The following is a 19,666-nucleotide window of genomic DNA, read 5'->3' as shown; positions in this document are numbered from 1 at the left end:
TCTATCTAGAAAGGTGGTGACAACCACATGCAGGTTAGTGTTCGCGACAACAACGTCGATCAGGCGCTTCGTGCCCTGAAGAAAAAGCTGCAGCGCGAAGGCGTGTTCCGTGAAATGAAGCTGAAGCAACATTTCGAGAAACCGTCCGAGAAAAAAGCGCGCGAGAAGGCTGAAGCGATCCGTCGTGCCCGTAAACTGGCACGTAAGAAAGCACAGCGCGAAGGTTTGCTCTAAGCACCTGACGCTCGTCCAGCTTTGGATGACACTATTTGACGACCCCCGAGGCATCGCCCGGGGGTTTGTCGTTTCTAAGTGCGTTTTTGCCCGCGCCACTGCACAACCAGTGCGATAACTCGCCGAGCCTTAGTCTCGCCTCTTTCTCGGCGTTTTCCAGCGCAGCGAATCTGCGTCCGGCTGCACCGACCCGCCGAAAAGTGCCGATTTTCATAGCCTCTCTGTTCATGTCTTTGATGGCCCCGATAACTGGGCTCGTCCACTCAGACAAAACATAAAACGGAGGCAAAAATGTCTACAGGAAGTGAAGTAGAACGCGAGATGCTGGCGCTCATCAACCAAGAGCGCACATCCCGCGGTCTGGACCCCCTGCAACTTGAAAGACAGCTTAACGAGTCATCAGAAGACCACAGCGCATGGATGCTGAATACGGACCGGTTCAGCCACACCGGATCGGGCGGATCCAGCGCAACCCAGCGCATGCAGTCGGCCGGTTTCGATCTGGAAGGCAGCTGGCGCACGGGCGAGAATATCGCCTGGCAATCCGAGCGCGGCGCCCCAGGCATCAGCGATGATGTCGCGCAACTGCACCAGAACCTGATGAACAGCCCCGGCCACAGGGCCAACATTCTGAACCCCGATTTCAAATATATCGGGATCGGCGTTGAGACGGGCGACATGCAGGGCTTTGACGCAGTCATGGTGACGCAAAACTTTGCCACAACTGACGCAGAGGTCATGCTGGACATTGACGACACCGCCATGACGCCGCCCCCGGCTGAAGATCCAGTGCCCGAGGAACCGGAAACAGATGTGACGGAAACCGAAGACCCAACTCAGGAACAACCGGTAACCGATGTCACCGAGACGGAAGATCCGGAACCGGAACAGCCTGAGACTGATGTCACAGAGACAGAGGACCCGGAACCCGAGCAGCCCGAAACTGACGTCACCGAGACCGAAGACCCGGAGCCCGAGCAGCCCGAAACTGACGTCACCGAGACCGAAGACCCGGAACCTGAACTGCCCGAAACCGATGTCACCGAGACGGAAGATCCAGAACCGGAACAGCCCGAAACCGATGTCACCGAGACCGAGGACCCGGAACCTGAACAACCCGAGACCGACGTCACTGAGACTGATGATCCAGAGCCCGAGCAGCCCGAGACCAATGTCACCGAGATCGAGGACCCTGATAGCGGTTGTTTCGACGTAGCAGCTTTCCTCGCCGAAATTGAGGCGTTCATTCAACAGCTACAGATGCAGTTGGATCAATTCGCCTGGAATGATGACGTCATGACTCTGGACGAACCCGAGGATGACTTGGATCTGGTGATGGTCGACGATATGGACCCATCCTCGGATGACACGTCATGCCCGGAGATGGCGTCTGACGACTCCGGAGACGTCTTCTTCGTCAACTTCTTCAATTTCGATTGCATGATGGACGTCGCCTGACGGCCTATCCTGATGCGAGGCAGTCCGCTGCCTCGCATCCCCACAACACGATCAGTAGATCTTGGGTACGTGCAGCTCGTCCGGCAGAACGCGGCGTTCGTAGTCCGGATTGTAGCGGCGGTCGGGCAGATTGACCCGCTCATGCGGAACATCCGTATAGGGGATCATGGTCAGAAGATGCTCGATACAGTTCAGACGCTCGCGTTTCTTGTCATTGCCTTCCACAATGTACCACGGCGCCTCGGGGATATTGGTGCGGAAGAACATATCCTCTTTCGCCTTGGTGTAGGATTCCCACCGGATGCGGGATTCCAGGTCCATCGGCGACAGCTTCCACTGTTTCATCGGATCATGGATGCGCATGAGGAATCGCAGTTGCTGTTCTTCATCCGTGATCGAGAACCAGTATTTCAGCAAGATGATCCCCGAGCGCACCAACATACGCTCAAATTCCGGAACGTCCTGAAAGAACTGTTCAACCTGATCCTCGGTCGCAAAACCCATGACCCGTTCCACGCCTGCACGGTTGTACCAGGACCGATCGAACAGAACGATCTCACCGGCCGCAGGCAGGTGCGGCACGTAGCGCTGGAAATACCACTGACTTTGTTCCCGGCGGCTGGGGGCTGGCAGCGCCACCACCCGTGCCACGCGCGGATTGAGACGCTGGGTGATCCGCTTGATCACGCCACCCTTGCCCGCACTGTCGCGGCCTTCGAACAGGATACAGACTTTGGCCCCAGTGTGCTGAACCCAATCCTGCACCTTGATCAACTCGGCCTGAAGACGCAGCAGGTTTCGGAAATAGACCTTTCGGTCCAGCATGTCCGGGTGCTGTTCCCGATAGATCTTGCGAACTTCCATCGACAGCATCGGCTCGCTGAATTCGATCTCGAAATCCTCATCCAGCGTATCTTCCAGCTCAGCCTCCAACCAGTCTTTGGGGGCGCCATCGTTTTCGTAAGCCAAGGTCAACTCCTTATTATTCTTCGGGTTCCCACCCTGGCAGGTTTGTGTAACCGCCTGATGTCATCAGATGAATTGATGACATCGCGCTGTCGGGATCACAGGGAGGCGCAGCGCGAGGGTCTAGTCGTTTCAATTTTGGACGCCCCGCCCTGGGGATACAAGCCGTAGAATTGACGCAAGGCAGTCCTTTGCCTTTCTGCGCGCAGAAAATAGGCGCCGTTCAAACTGGCAGGGCGGTTGTTTTGAACACCGTGCGCAAAGCGAACGAACTTTGCATCTGCGCCACTTTGGGCAATCGCGACAGGTATTGACGGTGGATCCGGGCGAAATCCTCGGTATCTTCGGCCACCACTTTCAGGATGTAGTCAGCGGTTCCGGCCATCAGGTGGCATTCCAAAACGTCCGGGATACGCGAAACCGCCTTTTCGAACGCGTCCAGAACTTCTTCGGCCTGGCCCTGCAATGTGATCTCGACAAAGACAGTTGTCGGCACATTCATCTTGCGCGCATCCAGCAAAGCCACGTAATTGCGGATATAGCCGTCAGCCTCAAGCCTTTGCACCCGGCGATGGCAGGCCGAGGGGGACAGATTTACCTGCTCCGACAGCTCTGCATTCGACATTCGACCATTGCGCTGCAGCGCAGAAAGTATCTTCCGATCAGTCGTGTCTAGGCTCATTGCTGCAAATCCTTTGCGAGATTTTTGCAGTCTACGCGAAAATCTTCCGACAAAAAACACAAAGCCCCTTCTTGTTTCACAAAAATTGCGCCTTGAATTGCACATAATTTAGGCAGTTTATGAACGGAGACGGTGCAGATGAAAATCGGTTGCCCCAAGGAAATCAAACCCCAGGAATTTCGCGTCGGCATGACGCCCAACGCCGCGCAGGAAGCGGTTGCGCGCGGACACGACGTGCTGATCGAATCTGGTGCCGGCATTGGCGCTGGATTCGATGATGCCGCCTATATCGCTGCTGGCGCGGGCATCGTGGACACCGCAGAAGAGGTTTTTGCCACGGCCGACATGATCGTGAAGGTCAAAGAACCTCAGGCCGGTGAGCGTAAGATGCTGCGCGAAGGCCAGTTGCTGTTCACCTACCTGCATCTCGCCCCGGACCCAGATCAGACCCACGACCTGCTGGCCTCAGGCTGTACCGCAATCGCCTATGAGACCGTCACAGACGCAAGCGGCGGTCTTCCTCTGCTCGCGCCCATGTCCGAGGTTGCGGGCCGTCTGGCGCCTCAGGTCGGGTCGTGGACCCTGCAGAAGGCCAATGGTGGCCGAGGCGTGCTGATGGGTGGCGTTCCCGGCGTTGGTCCGGCCAAGGTCGTCGTGATTGGTGGAGGTGTCGTCGGCACTCACGCGGCTAAGATCGCTGCAGGCATGGGTGCAGATGTGACGGTTCTTGACCGCTCACTGCCTCGGCTGCGCTATCTGGATGACGTGTTCGGCGGGCAGTTCAAGAACCAATACTCGACGGCTGGCGCGACGGCTGAACTGATCCAGGACGCCGATATGGTGATCGGAGCCGTTCTGATTCCGGGCGCTGCCGCTCCGAAGCTGATCAGTCGAGAGCAACTGTCGACGATGAAGCCCGGTGCGGTGCTGGTGGACGTGGCTATCGACCAGGGCGGCTGCTTTGAAACCTCGCGCGCAACGACCCATGCCGACCCGATCTACGAGGTCGATGGTGTGATGCACTATTGCGTGGCCAACATGCCGGGCGCGGTGGCCCGGACCTCAACCATCGCTTTGGGCAACGCGACGATGCCGTTCATGCTGGCACTGGCGGACAAAGGTTGGAAACAGGCGTGTCAGGACGACCCGCACCTGCTGGCGGGTCTGAACGTTCACGCCGGACAACTGACCTATTATGCGGTTGGTAAAGCCCTCGGCATTGATGTCGTTTCCCCCAATGTGGTGATCAAGTCGTAAACACTCCCGCACCTGAAATCGCCTTTTTGCCAAAAGGCGATTTACAGCGTTGGGCATGGCGCCGCGCCTATCGGCGCGGCGTGGTTGGTCTTGAATGATACCCTATCCGCAAAACGAAAGCGCCGCACGAAAGTGCGGCGCTTGGCCCAACGGGAGGAGGGCATTTCCAATGCCCGCGCGACGGGCGGGAGGGTTCAGCCCTCTTTGTGGATCTCAACCGAATGTGGGTAGGGGATCGAGACGCCCTTCGCATCGAAGGCTTCTTTCACAGCTTTGGTCAGCTCGAATTTCACATCCCAATAGTCCGCCGCTGCGCACCACAGACGTGCTGTCAGATCGACCGAGCTATCGCCCAGATTGGTCACACGCACCCAGGGCTCCGGATCTTTGTGAATACGCGCATCCGCGTTCGCAACGTCCAGAATGATCTTCATCGCCTCATCCGCACTGTCGCCATAGTCGATCCCGAACACCAAATCCACACGGCGCGTGTCATGTGCCGAGTAGTTGGTGATGATCGACCCCCAGGATTGCCCGTTTGGCACGATGATCTGCACATTGTCCGGCGTCACCAATTCGGTCGTGAACAGGTTGAGGTCTTTCACCGTCCCGGCTGTCCCGCCGATGTCGACAAACTGGCCCAGTTTATACGGACGGAACACGACCAGCATCACACCTGCTGCCAGATCGCTGAGCGTCCCCTGCAGCGCCAGACCAATCGCCAGAGACGCGGCACCCAGAATGGCCACGATGCTTGTCGCCTGGATCCCGAAAATCCCGAGAACGGCAACCAGAACCATCGCCAGGATCGCCCATTTGACAAGGCTGGCCATGAAGTTCCCTAGTGTCGGGTCGATCTGCGGCGTCGCGTTGATGCGTCGCCGCACCATGCCAGCGATTGCTCCGGCGACGATCCAACCCAAAATCAGTACGATCAGCGCCTTCACCGCGCTCATGATCAGAGGCGCAAAAGCACCCACCTGTGTTGCAACTTCATCCACGCGCATTTCCTTTCTCAAACATCAATCCCGCGGCTTTCGCGCGGGAGTCACTGAATTGTGAGTGAAAAACAAAAATCGGTCTAGGTGCGAGTTACGGCAGTTTTCCCCATTGTTCGCCAGCAAACAACCGATGACCTACACTGCACAGCTTGGGGGGCTGACAAATACACGACTCCGTGCCTAACTCGAACGGAACCGCCCGAACAGGAGCTTTCGCATGCTGGACACCGCCTCTTTCCCGATCATGGCCAAATGGCCGCCGCAACACCCCGACCGCCTACAGCTTTATTCCTTCCCGACACCCAACGGGGTCAAAGCCTCGATCATGTTGGAAGAAACCGGCCTACCCTATGAAGCACACAAGGTCACCCTGGCCGATGCCGATGTCAAAAGCCCCGAGTTTCTGTCGCTGAACCCCAACAACAAGATCCCCGCGATCATTGACCCCAATGGCCCAGATGGCACCCCCATTGGCGTGTTCGAGAGTGGCGCGATCCTGCTCTATCTGGCCGAGAAAACCGGGCAGTTCATCGGCCAATCCGCCAGTGACAAGCATCGCATCACCCAATGGCTGATGTTCCAGATGGGTGGCCTTGGGCCGATGCTCGGACAATTGGGCTTTTTCTACAAATTCGCCGGCAGCGAGATCGAAGACCCTCGCCCGCGCGAGCGCTATATCAATGAAGCCAAGCGCCTGCTGAACGTCCTGAACCAGGAACTCGAGGGTCAGGACTGGATCGCAGGAGACTACTCGATCGCAGATATGGCCATCGCGCCTTGGCTGCGCGGGCTGGATTTCTATGGCGCTAAAGAGGTCGTTGGGTGGGATGACCACGCCAATCTCACCGCCTATCTAGATCGGTTCCTTGACCGCCCCGCCGTGCAAAAAGGCTTGATGACACCCGCCCGCGATTGACACCAAAAGGGCTTGCGACCATCCCGGGGCGCAAGCCCTTTTCGCAACCTAGCCCGGCAGTGCGCCGGTCAGAACATAGCGCAGGATCTCCACCACCTGGCGCGGTTCCTCCGCAACTGCCAGCGCGGCGGCATCGACCTCTTTCAACGCGTGCTGATGATCAGGGCCGTGCAGCACAATGATCGACTTGCCCAAAGCGGCGGCGTAGCCCGCATCAAAGGCGGCGTTCCACTGCTTGTATTTGTCGCCAAACCGGACAACCACAACGTCTGCGTCCGAGATCCCCTTGCGCGTACGGATCGCATTCACCATCGCGCCCTTGTGGTCGTGCCAATACTTGTTCGGCTCTGCGCCCAAGACGGCGACACCACAATCATCACTGGCCGCATGATCGGTCACTGGGCTGCTGAACGTGACATCCAGCCCCTCAGCACCCGAAATGATCTGCTCGCGCCAATCGGTGTGAATCTCACCAGAAAGATAAACCTTCAACATCTTGCGTTTCCTCCCATGAAAAAGGGGCGCATTCGCCCCTTCATCTTTCTAAAAATCTTCTGACCGAGGGTGGATCACCCTTAGCCGCGCAGAACGCCGCCTGTGGCTTTTGACACCTTGACAATGATCTTCTCAGCCACGGCCTCGATATCCTTTTCCTTCAACGTCGCATCTTTTGGCTGCAAACGCACAGTAATGGCCAGAGATTTCTTACCCTCACCAAGGCTGCCGCCGATGAACTCATCAAAAACGCGAACGTCTTCGATCAAGGCCTTGTCAGCCCCCGCCGCAGCATTCACCAAAGTCAGAGCTTCGACAGTATCGTCGACCACAAAGGCAAAGTCACGCTCGACCGCTTGCAGATCGCGCAGTTCCAGCGCGGCGCGGGTTGTGCCTGATTTGCGCGGCAGCGGCACCTCATCCGGCCAGATGGTGAACGCCATCGCCGGACCTTTGATATCCATCGCCTGAAGGATGCGCGGATGCAACTCACCAAACACGCCCAGAACCTTTTTCGGGCCGAGGCAGATCTTGCCGTGACGACCCGGATGCCACCAGGCGTCTCCGTCGCGCAGTATCTGAACCTTTGCCGGTGCGCCGATTGCGGCCAGAACCGCCTCGGCATCCGCTTTGGCATCAAAGAGGTCAACCGGGCGGGACGCGCCGTGAACATCCTTTGGACCGTTGCGGCCAACCAACAGGCCGGAAATCTGTGTCTTCTGATCGCCGGGCTCACCGTCATGGAAGACTGGTCCGACCTCAAACAGCGCCACGTCAGCATAGCCGCGCGCCTGATTGCGCGCCGCCGCTTGTAGCAGGCTGGGCAGCAGGTCCGGGCGCATATGGCTCATCTCGGACGAGATCGGGTTTTCCAGACGCGTTGCGTCATTTCCACCGCCGAACAGCGCAGCTGAGGCCTGATCTATGAAGGTATATGAGACGCATTCGTTATACCCCAACGCGGCACAGGTACGTCGCGCCATCGACTGACGACGCTGTGTCGGGGTCATTACGGGATTCGGGATACCATCGGTCACCCGCGGCAAGGGCTTGCCCTGCAGTTTGGTCAAAGACGCGATCCGTGCGACCTCTTCCACCAGATCGGCCTCACCCATGACATCTGGACGCCAGCTGGGCACATGCGCCATCTCGCCTTCCAGACGGAAGCCCAGACGGGTCAGCGTCTGGCGCTGCTCGCTTTCGGGAATATCCATCCCGACCAGAGACTGCACACGCGCTGCATCCAACTTGTAGGCCCGCGCATGGTTCGGAGCCCTGCCGGCCTCAACCACTTTGGAAACCTCACCGCCGCAGATATCCAGAATCATCTGCGTCGCCTGCTCCAACCCTTCCAGCGTGTATTCCGGGTCGATCCCACGCTCGAACCGATAGCGCGCGTCCGAGTTGATCTTTAGCGCACGACCGGTCAGCGCGATTTGCACGTGATCCCAGAACGCGCTTTCGAGGAAGACATTCACGGTCTCATCAGTACAACCGGTTTCCTCACCACCCATGATACCGGCGATGGACTCAGGCCCGTTGTCGTCTGAGATCACCATCATGCCAGGCTGCAGCGTGTATTCTTTCTCATCCAGCGCCACCAGTTTCTCGCCACCTTTGGCACGGTGTACGCGTAGGTTGCCTTGAACCTTGTCCGCGTCAAAAACGTGCAGCGGGCGGTTCTGGTCGTAGGTCATGTAGTTTGTGATATCGACCAGGGTCGAGATCGGACGCAGACCGATTGCCTTCAACTGATCCTGCAACCACTGCGGGCTGGGGCCGTTTTTAACGCCACGGATAAGACGACCGGTGAAATGCGGCGCGCCGTCCAGCGTATCCTCATCAATCGTCACCTTGATCGGGCTGTCAAAATCACCCGGCACCGGCGCATAGGCGCGCTCTTTCAGCGTGCCAACGCCGCGCGCAGCCAGATCCCGCGCAATACCCGCAACGCCCAACGCATCCGGGCGGTTGGGGGTGATCGCAATCTCGATCATCGGGTCGATCTTGGACGGGTCATTCTCGGCCAGCCAGTCGACGAACGTGTCGCCGACGTCGCCCGAAGGCAGCTCGATGATGCCGTCGTGCTCGTCCGACAGCTCCAGCTCACGCTCCGAGGCCATCATGCCAAAGCTCTCAACGCCCCGGATCTTGCCGACGCTGATGGTGATATCCAGACCGGGGATATACATGCCCGGTTTGCAGACTACGACAGTGATGCCTTCGCGTGCGTTTGGGGCACCGCAGATGATCTGCAGATCGCCCTCATCCGTCTCAACCGTGCAGACGCGCAGCTTGTCGGCGTCGGGGTGTTTCTCGGCATGTTTCACATGGCCCAAGGTAAAGCCCGCCAGTCGGTCCGCCGGGTTCACGACCTCTTCGACCTCAAGGCCAAGATCGGTCAGCGCCTCAGTGATCTCTTCAACCGACGCATCGGTGTCGAGGTGGTCTTTCAGCCAGGACAGAGTGAATTTCATTGCTCGGGGCCTTTTTTGGCAGATATCCAGTCGGCACAGGCAATGGCAAAGATTGCGCCAAGGTGCAAGCGCTGCAGGTCACGGATAGGTGGGGGTGCGGCCCAAAAGCTCGTCCAATTGCCGCCCGATCCAGCCATGGGGGATGAAATGCCCGCCCGGATGGGTATCCAGCACCACCTGCCCCTGCGCGCAATCGGTCCATTCCACCCGACTGAGGGTCAGGATCGGCACCACGCTCCAATCCCCGCGCGGGGTCGCGTCGTGGCAGTCGTATTTCGCGCGCCAAAGGGCCACCGGATAGGTCGTGTCGCCATTCGCGCCATAGGGAAAATCCATCACAGTATCGCTGAGGCCATGCACATGGCGCGCCTCAAGCGGGGCTTCGGGGCAATCCTCGGTCTGGCGAATACTGCCTGCAACGGCCAGCAAGGCGGCAACGTCATTGCCCGACTGGCACACAAAGCGCCACGCCATCGCGCCGCCGAAGGAATAGCCCGAGACATAGATGCGGTCGGGATCAACCGGGTAGCGCTTGGCGACATCCTCCAACACTCGGTCGGCAAAGGGCACGTCGCCCGTGCCCGAAGTCCAGAAATCCCAGCTTTTGCCCAGCCCGTTCGGGGCCACCAGCAATACGCCCCGCAACTTGGTCGCCCCGGCAATACGCTCATGGTTCACCACGACGGTCCCCTGCCGCGCCCAACCGTGGAAATGCAACAACACGGGCAGAGGCGTTTCGCCGTCCCACCCTTCAGGTTCCAGCACATGGTAGGAGCGGTCGCCGACCTCACAGGCCGTATCGCCATGACAGTCGGATTTCCAAGGCCCCATGGCGAGGGCCGGGGTTGCGATCAGCAGCAAAAGAAGCAGTCGATAGATCATAGGCCGGAGCCTAGCCGCCTGACGCCAACTGTCACGTCACAACCCTGTGGGAACCTGTAACAAGCCGCGCTGTTGCCAGACCGCGGGATGGCGATCCTTGGTCTGTATTGGGCACTTTATCGAAGCCAAATCCGCGCACTGTTCGAGCGTTGCGCGGGCAGACACAAATCGCCAGCCCGTGCGGGCGGTGTCGTCCATTGGGCTTGAACCAAGGGCGCAACAATGAACGACAGATGGCGCGGCGGCCTATGGGCCTTCGGTCCCCGCTTACCTTTTGTACCATCCGATGAGTTTCTTAGTTTTCCACAACTGAGATTGTTGATCTTTCAGTTCGCGCATAGCTCTTTCTCGCTGACGCTCTGCTCGGTGGTATGCCAACATAAAGAGACCAAGCGTCGGTGTTGAAACAATCAGGACAATTCCAGATACCCAACCCGGCGCAATGTTTAGGATCACAACAAACCCTGAGAGCCACACAAAATGTACGGCGGCTCCAACCCAAAGCCCATGTCTGCTCGCGAAAGCAAAGCACCAGTCGTAGTACTTCGAGAGGTATACCCCAAAAAGGTACACTTACCGCGACAAACCACCATGCAGGTTCGGCATATCCAGCGCTGCAAACCCGTAGTGCCGCAGCCAACGCAGGTCAGAATCAAAAAACGCCCGCAAATCAGGAATGCCGTATTTTAGCATCGCCAGACGGTCGATCCCGATGCCAAAGGCAAAGCCCTGATAGACCTCAGGATCAATGCCACCGGCGGCGATCACCTTGGGGTGGACCATGCCCGAGCCCAGAATCTCCATCCAGTCGTCGCCCTCGCCGATCTTCAGCTGACCGTTGTCCCAGGAACAGCGGATATCGACCTCGGCCGACGGCTCGGTGAACGGGAAGTGCGAGGCGCGGAAGCGCAGCTCGACATCATCGACCTCGAAGAAGGCCTTCACGAACTCTTCCAGAACCCATTTCAGGTTCGCCATCGAGATGTCTTTATCAATCGCCAGCCCCTCGACCTGATGGAACATCGGCGTATGGGTCTGGTCATAGTCGGCGCGGTACACACCGCCCGGACAGATCACGCGGATCGGCGCGCCCTGTTTCTCCATCGACCGAATTTGCACCGGCGAGGTATGGGTCCGCAGCACATGCGGCGGGCGATCATCGCCATCGCCGCGGTGCATGTAGAACGTGTCCATTTCGGCCCGCGCGGGGTGGTGGCCGGGGATATTCAGCGCGTCAAAATTATACCAGTCGTCCTCGATCCGAGGACCTTCAGCCACGGCAAAGCCCAGTTCGGCAAAGATCGCGGTCAGCTCCTCGGTCGCCTGGCTGATCGGATGGATCGAGCCCTCACGGCGCGCGCGGGTCGGCAGGCTGACGTCCAGCCATTCGGTGCGCAGACGCTCATCCAGCGCGGCATCGGCCAGCGCGGATTTCTTGGCGGTGAGGGCCGAGTTGATCTCATCCTTCAGGGCGTTCAGCGCGGGGCCTGCGACCTGACGCTCTTCGGGGGTCATCTTGCCCAGCTCGCGCATCTTCAGCGCGACCTCGCCTTTTTTGCCCACGGCAGCGACGCGGATCGCCTCAAGCGCGTTCTCGTCGCCAGCCTCGGCGATTTGGCCCAGATATTTTGCCTTAAGATCGTCCATGACGCCCTCTGAATTTGGTCGCCAACCTGCTATCGGGCCAGCCCCGCGAATGCAAGCGGGACCGGGCGGATCAATAGCTGTATTCGGGGAAAATCCGGGTCAGGTCGCCGTTCCAGTCGCCAGTGTAGTGTTCCAGCAACTCATCGGCGGGCACCTTGCCGGTGTCGATGCTTTCCTTCAACGCGTTCAGGAAATGCGTCTCATCCGGGACCAGACCGCCAGCACCGGGGAAAGCACGGGCTTTCAGACCCGCCTCAGAGATCGCCACGACCTCACGCGCCAGATCGTGCATGTTGATGTCCCCAACTTTGGCCTGCAGGCCTTGAACGGCGGCTTGAACACGCAGTTCCTCGCGGGTTTCAGCGTCCCAGTCTTTGACCAGATCCCACGCCGCATCCAGCGCGGTCTGGTCATAGGTCAGACCGACCCAGAAGGCAGGCAGCGCGCACAGACGACGCCATGGGCCACCATCGGCGCCGCGCATTTCCATGAATTTCTTGATCCGCGCTTCGGGGAAGGCCGTGGTCAGATGGTCGGCCCAATCGGACAGTGTCGGTGTCTCACCAGGCAGCGCGGGCAGCTCGCCCTTCAGGAAGTCGCGGAAGGACATGCCCAGCGCGTTGATATACTGGCCGTCGCGATAGACGAAATACATCGGCACATCGAGCGCGTATTGCACGTAGCGCTCGAACCCGAAGCCCTCTTCGAACACGAAAGGCAGCATGCCGGTGCGCGCATCGTCCAGATGCCGCCAGATGTGGCTGCGCCAACTTTTCTGGCCGTTCACCTTGCCCTCAAAGAACGGAGAGTTTGCGAACAGTGCCGTCGCTACCGGTTGCAGCGCCAGCGCCACGCGCAGTTTCTGCACCATGTCGGCCTCGGACCCAAAGTCGATATTGACCTGAACAGTGCAGGTGCGGCGCATCATGGCACGGCCCATGGTGCCGACTTCTTCCATGTAGTCGTTCATCAGCCGATAGCGCCCTTTGGGCATCAGCGGCATCTCTTCGTGGGTCCAGATCGGAGCAGCGCCCAGACCGATGAAGCCCACGCCGATTTCATCGGCGATGTCCTTCACCTCGCGCAGGTGGGTGTTCACCTCATCGCAGGTCTCGTGGATCGTCTCGAGCGGAGCGCCCGACAGTTCCAGCGCGCCGCCAGGTTCAAGGCTGACATTTGCGCCGTCTTTTTCAAGACCTATCAGATGGCCCGCTTCGCGCACCTCGGCCCAGCCATGGCGGTCGCGCAGCCCTTCAAGCACCGCAACGATGGAACGTTTGCCTTCAAAAGGCAGCGGTTTGAGGGTGTCTTTGCAATAGCCGAACTTCTCATGCTCGGTCCCGATACGCCAATCGGCCTTGGGCTTGCAGCCCGATTCCAGATATTCGGCCAATTGCTCGTGGCGCTCGATCGGACCGCCGCCGGACTGAGGGATGGACATGAACCGATCTCCGATCCTGATGTGTCTGTCTTATCGGTCAGTCCTGAGCGCAAACCGCGCCAGTGTCAATGCAGCCTAAGGTGGGCCGGGCGAGAGGAGGTTTTTTCCCAGATCACCACCGGATGGCGTGACCCGCCGTGGAGTTCGGCCAGCATCTGTTGCGTTTTCAATCCCGGCAACGCCGAGAACACATCGAACAGCGCCTCGGCCCCTTCCGCATTCACAGGAATGTGAAGCGTAGGTTGCCCCGGTTGGTCCAGCACCCAATGCGCCGGGCTTGAGGTCGGATCAAGCGCGAGTCGTTCGATCTCGCGCGTTGCCACCATGCCGCCATCCAGCGGGCCGAGATAGGTGATCTGCCCCTCATCGACGCTGACGACGCCCTGCCCGCCTGCCCCGGTCCGAAATCGGGCACGCTGCACGCCGATCACGGCCAGAGCGACTGCGACGGCCACCAGTACCCAGCCCAGAACGCCCAGCAGACCGCCGGGTCCACTGACCCAGCTGAGACCCAGAACCAAAACAAAACCGGCAGCGACAACCTCGCGCCAACGCCAGAGGGCCAATTTGGCTTCGGGTCGAATGAAACTCATATCGGTGTTCCTGTTTCAGCGCTTGGACGTGATAGGCGATCCCCAACCCCCTCAAAATCGGGCCGAGTGGCGCAGAGTTCAAGAGGGGGTTTCGTATCTCGGACTAGTCCCGGAAGGCGCGATCTTTCACGCGGATCACCGGTTTGGTCAGATACTCCAGCACCGTTTTCGGCTCGGACAGCATATCGACCTGCGCGACCATGCCGGGGATCACATCCAGTTTCTGCCCATCGGCATCGGTCAGCGAGCCGTCCAGCTGGATCTCGACCACATAGACCGAGGTTTCCCCATCCGGGGCCAGAATCGTATCCGCCCCGATCCGTGTCACCCGCCCATCCAGCGCGCCATAGCGCGAAGCATCATAGGCCGTGATACGGACCTTCACATCCTGATCAGGCCGGATGAAGGCGATGTCATCGGGCGCGACATAGGCCTCGACCGTGACAGTGTCGCCAAAGGGCACGATCTCGGCCACGGTCTGGCCCTGCTGCGCCACACCGCCCAATGTCGAGATCAGCACCTGATTAACCACCCCACGCGCCGGGGCCCGGATTTCCGCCCGCGCCAATCGGGCCTGCAGCGCGGGAATGCGGGTTTCAAGCGCGGCCAGTCCAGCCTGTGTTTCGGTCAATTCCCTATTGGCGATGGAGCGAAACTCCCGCTTGCGGGCAACGATCTGGCTGTCGATCTCGGTCAGGGCAGCCTGCGCCATCAGGATGCGGTTTCCGGCGTCACTCAACTGCCCGTTCTGGCGGCTGAGTTCCCGGCGCAGGTCGATCATGGCGATGGGGCTTTCGATCCGACGCTCGACCAGAGGCTGGATCACGCCGATCTCTTCCTCCAGCAGGCCGATGGTCTCATTGTTCACATCCTTGCTGATCCGGGCGGCCTCGATCTCGGCCAACTTGATCTCGCGCCGGGCGTCCAGAACCTCAAGATCGGCGGTCAGATGCGCTTCCATGGCCAGGAACAGATCCCGTTCCGCATCAAGCAGTTTCCCCTCGACGCCCTCGCGATCCGGCATGTCGAACGGCTCTCCGGCAATTTGCGCCTCAAGCCGGGCGCGGCGCAGGCGCAGGGCGGTGGCCTCGGATACGGCGGTGTCCAGCTCGGCCCGCAACAGCGCGGGGTCGAAGCGCATCAGGACATCCCCGGCCTCAACCGTGTCGCCAACGCGGATGTTGATCTCGGTAATGGTGCCGGTTTCCGCTGCCTGAACCACCTGCACAAGTTGCGAGGGCACCACGCGCGCCTCGGCCCGCGTTACATCGTCGATCTCGGTGAAATAGGCCCAGGTCAGCACAACGGCCAGCAAGGTCACGACCGACAGCAGGATCAGGCCACCGGCGGCACTACGCCTGCCGCGCAGCTCGCGCGCTGTTGCGGTGAAATCTGCCCCGGCCATCCTTACGCCTCCTTCACGGCGCGTGCCGCCGGGCGGTTGCGGACCAGCATATCGTCCTTGCTGCCGTCATAAGTGACTTTGCCGCCGTTCAGGACAATCACCCGGTCCACCAATTGCAACAGGCTGGTTCTGTGCGTCACCAGCACCAGCGTCCGGTCCTCCGACAGCCAGCCTTTCAGGTTCTCGATCACCTGCGATTCCGTCTGCACATCCATACCAGAGGTCGGCTCGTCCATCACAAGTGTCGGCGGATCACCAATCAGCGCCCGTGCGATGGCCACCGCCTGACGCTGCCCGCCGGACACGCCAGCGCCGCCCTCATGCACCTGCATGTCGTAGCCATGCGGATGCGCCGCCGCGATCCGGTCGGCCAGAGAGATGGCGGCCTTGCTATGAACCTCATCATCCGTCACGCCAAAGCGCCCGGCGATGATGTTTTCGCGCAGTGTGCCCGAGAACAGCCAGCAATCCTGCAACACCGCCCCGATATTGCGCGTCTTGTCCGCGGGATCCACGGCACGCGAATCCAGACCGTCCAGCAAAACCGCTCCGTCATCGGGTTCGTATAGGCCCAGAATGAGGCGCGCCAGCGTGCTTTTGCCTGACCCGACAGGGCCGAGAATGGCGACTTTTTCTCCGGGTTTGATCGACAGGTCGATATCCTTGAGGATCGAACCCAACGCCTCGTCATAGGCAAAGCTGACGCCCTTGAATTCGATCTGCCCCGCAATCGTGCGGCGCGACAAGTAGCGGCGACCGGCCTCACGCTCGACCTCCTGCTGCATCAGCTCGTCGATCTGGCCATAGGCGACCCGCGCCTGATTCAGCCGCGTCAGCACCTGCGCCAATTGCGAAAGCGGGGCCAGCGTCTTGCCCGTCAGGATCACACAGGCGATCAGCGCGCCCATCGAGATCACCCCGTCCCGGATCAGGAAAACGCCATAGAACACAATGGCGACCTGCGCGATCTGCTGCACCAGAAGCGTCAGGTTCACCGTGCCCTGAGACACCAACCGCGTCTTGCCAGAACTATCCGCCTGTGCCCGCACGGTATCATCCCAGCGCGCGCGCATGACCGGTTCCGCGCCGGTGGTCTTGAGCGTTTCCATCCCTGTCAGGGTTTCCATCAGAACCGATTGCTTGGTCTGCCCATCTACACTGGATTCGCGCGCATAGCGGCTGAGGAACGGCTGCGCCAGCAGGCCGGAAAGCAGAGTGATCGGCACCGCAATCGCAGGGACCAATGCCAGCGGCCCGCCGATGGCCCAGATCACCCCGATGAACACCAGCAGGAACGGCAGATCAACCAGCGCGACCAGCGAAGCCGAGGTGAAAAAATCCCGCACCACCTCAAAATCCCGCAGGATCGAGGCCATGCGTCCGTTCTGCCCGCCTCGCGCTTTCATCTTCAGCGCCATGAGCTGATTGAACAAACGCTCGGCAATCTTCATATCCGCTCGCTTGCCGGCCGTGTCGATAAAGCGAGACCGTAGGTTCTTGATCAGAAAGTCGAACAGCAGCGCGAACCCGACCCCGGCGACCAGCGCCAACAGGCTGTCCACCGCCTCATTCGGCAGGATGCGGTCGTAGACCACCATGGTGAACAATGAGGTCGCCAGCCCCAAAATACTGGTCACCATCGCCGCGAGGATGATCTGAACATACACGCCACGCAGATCGCTGAACGCCGACCAGAACCAATGGCCTTGCGGGGTCGTGCGATCCTCATCCGAGCGGCGGGCGCGTGAGGCGCGCAGGATCCAGCGCGCTTTGGCAATGCGTTGGTCCTTGCGTCGCCAGATCTGAGGCTCAGCAGATCCGCTGCTGGCATCAATGACAAGAAAGCGGTCCTTGTCTTCGCGGTCGAGGACCACAAACGGCACCCCATCCGCGTCGAAGGCCAGGACCGGGAACAGGATCGGGTCGAGCTTGAGCAAGCGTGCCTTACCAAAATCAGCCTTGTAGCCCGCCGCTTCAAGCGCGCTAACCGCGTCCTTGACCGCGTAAGCCTCACTGCTGCCTTTGAAAACGCGAAACAGATCCGCTTCGGACAGCCCGTGGCCCAACCGCTCTGTCAAAAGCTGAAGATGGGTGATCAGCGGGTCTGTGGCGGTTGGGGTCATGGGAATATCACAAGGTTGGATCAGTCGGTTGTGCGACGCCCAGCGCATCCAGAATATCGCCTGTCACCGCAAGCACCGCATATTCAGCCCGGCGCGCCTGTGCCTCAAGCTGGATGACCCGCACCTGAGCCAGGTTCAGCTCGCGCAGAGCATCCAGAATCTGCACGATGGTCGACCGTCCGATGTTGAACTGCCCCCGCGCTGCATCAAGTGCCTGTTCGTTGATCTCGACCGCACGGCGGGCCGTCGCAAGTCGTCGCTGGATCGAGTTCGTCTCTTCTAGAGCCTGAGAGAGATTGCGCTGCAATTCGCGGCGCAGCTCTTCTGCATCGGCCTCACTTTGCTGCAGATTGGCCCTTGCCGTTTCCACATTGGCGCGGGCCGAGCCACCCTGATAGATCGGGACATTCACGCCCAGACGGGCCTGCGCCCCGTTGTCGATGCTGCCTTCGTTGAAGTCGGTCTCGAGGATCGCGGACAGGGTTGGGCGGGTGGCGCGCTCGGCCACGACAACCTCTTGCTGGCGCACCTCACTGACGGCGACCTGTGTGCGTAGACGCGGGCTGCGTTCGACCATAACCTGCGAGGTTGTGCCCGCCAAAACCGGTGCCGGAGGGATGGTTGGAATGGCACTCGGGCGGCTGCCGAACACTTCGATCCAGGTGGCGGTTGCCAGTTCTACATCTGTTTCGGCCTGCGCCAGCTCGGTTTCTGCATTGGACTGGCGGCCCTGACCCGCCAGCAGATCCGCCACCGATCCGGCACCGGCATCGAACCGAGATTGCAAATCGCTAACCAACGCCTCGGTGCGTTCAAGGTTTTGTCGGGCCTGATCTTCAAGACGACGGTTGCGGTCAAGGTCAATGATGGCCTCAATCGCCTCAAAGCTTTGGGCGCTGAGCTCAGACAATTCGCTCAACCAGGTCTGGCGCGCCTCGATCTGGCGCAGCCCGACACGGCCTGAAACCTTGCCGCCGTCATAGATGATCTGGCTTAGGCGCAGGATCGGAACCGTATCCCCATCGGACGTCAGAGAAGTTTCGGCGTTCAGCTGGGGTCGGAACGCGCCCTTTTCAGCCTCGATACGAGACTGCGAGGCCAGAACATTGGCGGTGCCTGCTGCGGTCGTTGGCGACGTCGCTACGGATCTGCGCACCAGCTCGGCGAATTCCGTGCGTGCGACACTACCCTTAAGGTTGCTTTGCGCCGCCGCAGGCTGCGCGGCGGGTTCGGCTGCAGGGTCGAACGACTGCGTGCCCTGCAAATCCTCACTGCACCCCGCCAAAACAAGTGTGGTCATCACAACCGACAACCAAGTCTTCATGGTGCCAACGCTCCTGGTTTTAGTTCAGCGCCCTCCAGAAGATCATCGGTCAATGCATCCAGAAAGGCGCGGCCTTCCTCTCGCGTTACAGGAGTATTTTGCGGTTGGGAAGCAACCTTGGGCCTTGCCGTTCTTTTTAAATGATTGCGTGACAATAACTGCGCATATGCCGCCCCCAGCGCACCTGATTTCGCAAGCTCAGACAGGTTATCTGCTGGCAGAGCGCGCAGTGCATCCTCATCCGTTTGAAACAGCTGGACGGTGTCACTGGCTTGTAGAGGTCTCGTTTGCAGAACACCCTCCTCTTGCAACGCTGCACCGATTTTATGCAGCGCATCCAAGCCTTTGACAAAGCGAGAGAACGCGTTGGCAACCGGCTCCAACCTCGGGTGCAACTGCGCGCCGTCATAGATCGGGTGCCCGGTTTCGCCGATGCAGTCAGGGTCTTGCCAGATGCCAAGCACGAAACTGTCCGCGTCCGGCAGAAGGGTGAACGGATACATGCGCAGCAGGAACGGGACGTGGTTCAATTTCAGCCCTGCGTCCGAGTTCAACGGCGCAAGCGCGTGCCACTTGCCGCGGGCCTGCGCAAAATACCAGGGCATCTCAAGCGTCACCGACGACAGCTCCGACACCCCGACCAGAACCGAGGGCACATGATCGGCAAAACCGAAATCGGAAGGACTGCGCCAGTGTAAACCGGCGCAGTCCTTGTGTGTCAGAGGTTGCGGCGTGATCGCGACGGGTGAAGTCATAGGCACCCTC

17 protein-coding genes are annotated in these 19,666 nt (G+C 59.9%); 4 read left to right on the top strand and 13 right to left on the bottom strand.

What is annotated here, in order from left to right; all coding sequences use genetic code 11:
- Positions 1–27: 27 nt before the first annotated feature.
- Together rpsU and ACR0B5_RS13750 are read left to right on the top strand one after the other, a co-directional pair.
- Positions 28–234 (top strand): 30S ribosomal protein S21, encoded by a 207-nt coding sequence (gene rpsU / locus ACR0B5_RS13755; RefSeq protein ID WP_005614280.1) that lies wholly within the window; start codon positions 28–30, stop codon positions 232–234.
- 291 nt (positions 235–525) lie between these two features.
- Positions 526–1,692, top strand: a complete 1,167-nt coding sequence (locus ACR0B5_RS13750) for a CAP domain-containing protein (RefSeq protein WP_480541148.1) — start codon at positions 526–528, stop codon at positions 1,690–1,692.
- A 51-nt stretch (positions 1,693–1,743) separates the two neighbouring features.
- Here the strand turns inward: ACR0B5_RS13750 and ppk2 are convergent, their stop codons facing one another.
- Positions 1,744–2,661: a polyphosphate kinase 2 gene (ppk2, locus tag ACR0B5_RS13745; RefSeq protein ID WP_170379135.1), complete on the bottom strand. Its 918-nt coding sequence runs from the start codon at positions 2,659–2,661 to the stop codon at positions 1,744–1,746.
- Between the two features lie 220 nt (positions 2,662–2,881).
- Positions 2,882–3,340 (bottom strand): Lrp/AsnC family transcriptional regulator, encoded by a 459-nt coding sequence (locus ACR0B5_RS13740; protein WP_170553779.1) that lies wholly within the window; start codon positions 3,338–3,340, stop codon positions 2,882–2,884.
- A 138-nt stretch (positions 3,341–3,478) separates the two neighbouring features.
- Between ACR0B5_RS13740 and ald the strand changes: the two genes are divergently transcribed.
- Positions 3,479–4,597, top strand: a complete 1,119-nt coding sequence (gene ald / locus ACR0B5_RS13735) for an alanine dehydrogenase (protein ID WP_480541146.1) — start codon at positions 3,479–3,481, stop codon at positions 4,595–4,597.
- A gap of 194 nt (positions 4,598–4,791) precedes the next feature.
- On the opposite strand, the gene ACR0B5_RS13730 is transcribed toward ald, so the two are convergent.
- Positions 4,792–5,604, bottom strand: coding sequence for a mechanosensitive ion channel family protein (locus ACR0B5_RS13730; RefSeq protein ID WP_247748119.1), 813 nt, complete (start codon positions 5,602–5,604; stop codon positions 4,792–4,794).
- A gap of 211 nt (positions 5,605–5,815) precedes the next feature.
- Here ACR0B5_RS13730 and ACR0B5_RS13725 point away from each other — a divergent pair, with 211 nt between their 5' ends.
- Positions 5,816–6,514 (top strand): glutathione S-transferase N-terminal domain-containing protein, encoded by a 699-nt coding sequence (locus ACR0B5_RS13725; protein ID WP_480541143.1) that lies wholly within the window; start codon positions 5,816–5,818, stop codon positions 6,512–6,514.
- 48 nt (positions 6,515–6,562) lie between these two features.
- Here ACR0B5_RS13725 and ACR0B5_RS13720 read toward each other — a convergent pair whose 3' ends face one another.
- From ACR0B5_RS13720 to ACR0B5_RS13675, 10 genes are all read right to left on the bottom strand, one after another.
- Complete coding sequence (locus ACR0B5_RS13720) at positions 6,563–7,009, bottom strand: YtoQ family protein (protein WP_170379140.1); 447 nt, start codon at positions 7,007–7,009, stop codon at positions 6,563–6,565.
- Positions 7,010–7,089: 80 nt separating this feature from the next.
- The gene (pheT, locus tag ACR0B5_RS13715) at positions 7,090–9,486 is read right to left on the bottom strand and encodes a phenylalanine--tRNA ligase subunit beta (protein WP_480541141.1); all 2,397 of its coding nucleotides are present in this window, start codon (positions 9,484–9,486) and stop codon (positions 7,090–7,092) included.
- Between the two features lie 78 nt (positions 9,487–9,564).
- Positions 9,565–10,368 (bottom strand): CE1 family esterase, encoded by an 804-nt coding sequence (locus tag ACR0B5_RS13710; RefSeq protein ID WP_480541139.1) that lies wholly within the window; start codon positions 10,366–10,368, stop codon positions 9,565–9,567.
- Between the two features lie 573 nt (positions 10,369–10,941).
- Positions 10,942–12,015, bottom strand: coding sequence for a phenylalanine--tRNA ligase subunit alpha (gene pheS / locus ACR0B5_RS13705; RefSeq protein WP_170691611.1), 1,074 nt, complete (start codon positions 12,013–12,015; stop codon positions 10,942–10,944).
- 70 nt (positions 12,016–12,085) lie between these two features.
- Complete coding sequence (locus ACR0B5_RS13700) at positions 12,086–13,456, bottom strand: glutamate--cysteine ligase (RefSeq protein WP_480541137.1); 1,371 nt, start codon at positions 13,454–13,456, stop codon at positions 12,086–12,088.
- A 65-nt stretch (positions 13,457–13,521) separates the two neighbouring features.
- Complete coding sequence (locus tag ACR0B5_RS13695; RefSeq protein WP_480541135.1) at positions 13,522–14,049, bottom strand: hypothetical protein; 528 nt, start codon at positions 14,047–14,049, stop codon at positions 13,522–13,524.
- Positions 14,050–14,152: 103 nt separating this feature from the next.
- Entirely contained in the window at positions 14,153–15,454 is a 1,302-nt protein-coding gene (locus tag ACR0B5_RS13690; RefSeq protein WP_480541133.1) for an HlyD family type I secretion periplasmic adaptor subunit, read from the bottom strand.
- A gap of 2 nt (positions 15,455–15,456) precedes the next feature.
- Complete coding sequence (locus ACR0B5_RS13685) at positions 15,457–17,577, bottom strand: type I secretion system permease/ATPase (protein ID WP_480541131.1); 2,121 nt, start codon at positions 17,575–17,577, stop codon at positions 15,457–15,459.
- A gap of 7 nt (positions 17,578–17,584) precedes the next feature.
- Entirely contained in the window at positions 17,585–18,901 is a 1,317-nt protein-coding gene (locus ACR0B5_RS13680; RefSeq protein WP_480541129.1) for a TolC family protein, read from the bottom strand.
- Positions 18,898–19,656, bottom strand: a complete 759-nt coding sequence (locus ACR0B5_RS13675; RefSeq protein ID WP_480541127.1) for a SapC family protein — start codon at positions 19,654–19,656, stop codon at positions 18,898–18,900. Before ACR0B5_RS13675 ends, ACR0B5_RS13680 begins: the two co-directional genes overlap by 4 nt.
- Positions 19,657–19,666: the final 10 nt, after the last annotated feature.

Source organism: Ruegeria sp. AG1, assembly GCF_056541705.1.
The sequence above is the reverse complement of the archived record's forward strand: the minus strand, read 5'-3'. Positions and strand labels throughout refer to the sequence as shown.

Bases quoted from the DNA above. Each gene is read 5' to 3' on its own strand.
- rpsU (WP_005614280.1), top strand. From the start codon at position 28: ATGCAGGTTAGTGTTCGCGACAACAACGTCGATCAGGCGCTTCGTGCC.
- ACR0B5_RS13750 (WP_480541148.1), top strand. From the start codon at position 526: ATGTCTACAGGAAGTGAAGTAGAACGCGAGATGCTGGCGCTCATCAAC.
- ACR0B5_RS13740 (WP_170553779.1), bottom strand. From the start codon at position 3,340: ATGAGCCTAGACACGACTGATCGGAAGATACTTTCTGCGCTGCAGCGC.
- ald (WP_480541146.1), top strand. From the start codon at position 3,479: ATGAAAATCGGTTGCCCCAAGGAAATCAAACCCCAGGAATTTCGCGTC.
- ACR0B5_RS13730 (WP_247748119.1), bottom strand. From the start codon at position 5,604: ATGCGCGTGGATGAAGTTGCAACACAGGTGGGTGCTTTTGCGCCTCTG.
- ACR0B5_RS13725 (WP_480541143.1), top strand. From the start codon at position 5,816: ATGCTGGACACCGCCTCTTTCCCGATCATGGCCAAATGGCCGCCGCAA.
- ACR0B5_RS13720 (WP_170379140.1), bottom strand. From the start codon at position 7,009: ATGTTGAAGGTTTATCTTTCTGGTGAGATTCACACCGATTGGCGCGAG.
- pheT (WP_480541141.1), bottom strand. From the start codon at position 9,486: ATGAAATTCACTCTGTCCTGGCTGAAAGACCACCTCGACACCGATGCG.
- ACR0B5_RS13710 (WP_480541139.1), bottom strand. From the start codon at position 10,368: ATGATCTATCGACTGCTTCTTTTGCTGCTGATCGCAACCCCGGCCCTC.
- pheS (WP_170691611.1), bottom strand. From the start codon at position 12,015: ATGGACGATCTTAAGGCAAAATATCTGGGCCAAATCGCCGAGGCTGGC.
- ACR0B5_RS13700 (WP_480541137.1), bottom strand. From the start codon at position 13,456: ATGTCCATCCCTCAGTCCGGCGGCGGTCCGATCGAGCGCCACGAGCAA.
- ACR0B5_RS13695 (WP_480541135.1), bottom strand. From the start codon at position 14,049: ATGAGTTTCATTCGACCCGAAGCCAAATTGGCCCTCTGGCGTTGGCGC.
- ACR0B5_RS13690 (WP_480541133.1), bottom strand. From the start codon at position 15,454: ATGGCCGGGGCAGATTTCACCGCAACAGCGCGCGAGCTGCGCGGCAGG.
- ACR0B5_RS13685 (WP_480541131.1), bottom strand. From the start codon at position 17,577: ATGACCCCAACCGCCACAGACCCGCTGATCACCCATCTTCAGCTTTTG.
- ACR0B5_RS13680 (WP_480541129.1), bottom strand. From the start codon at position 18,901: ATGAAGACTTGGTTGTCGGTTGTGATGACCACACTTGTTTTGGCGGGG.
- ACR0B5_RS13675 (WP_480541127.1), bottom strand. From the start codon at position 19,656: ATGACTTCACCCGTCGCGATCACGCCGCAACCTCTGACACACAAGGAC.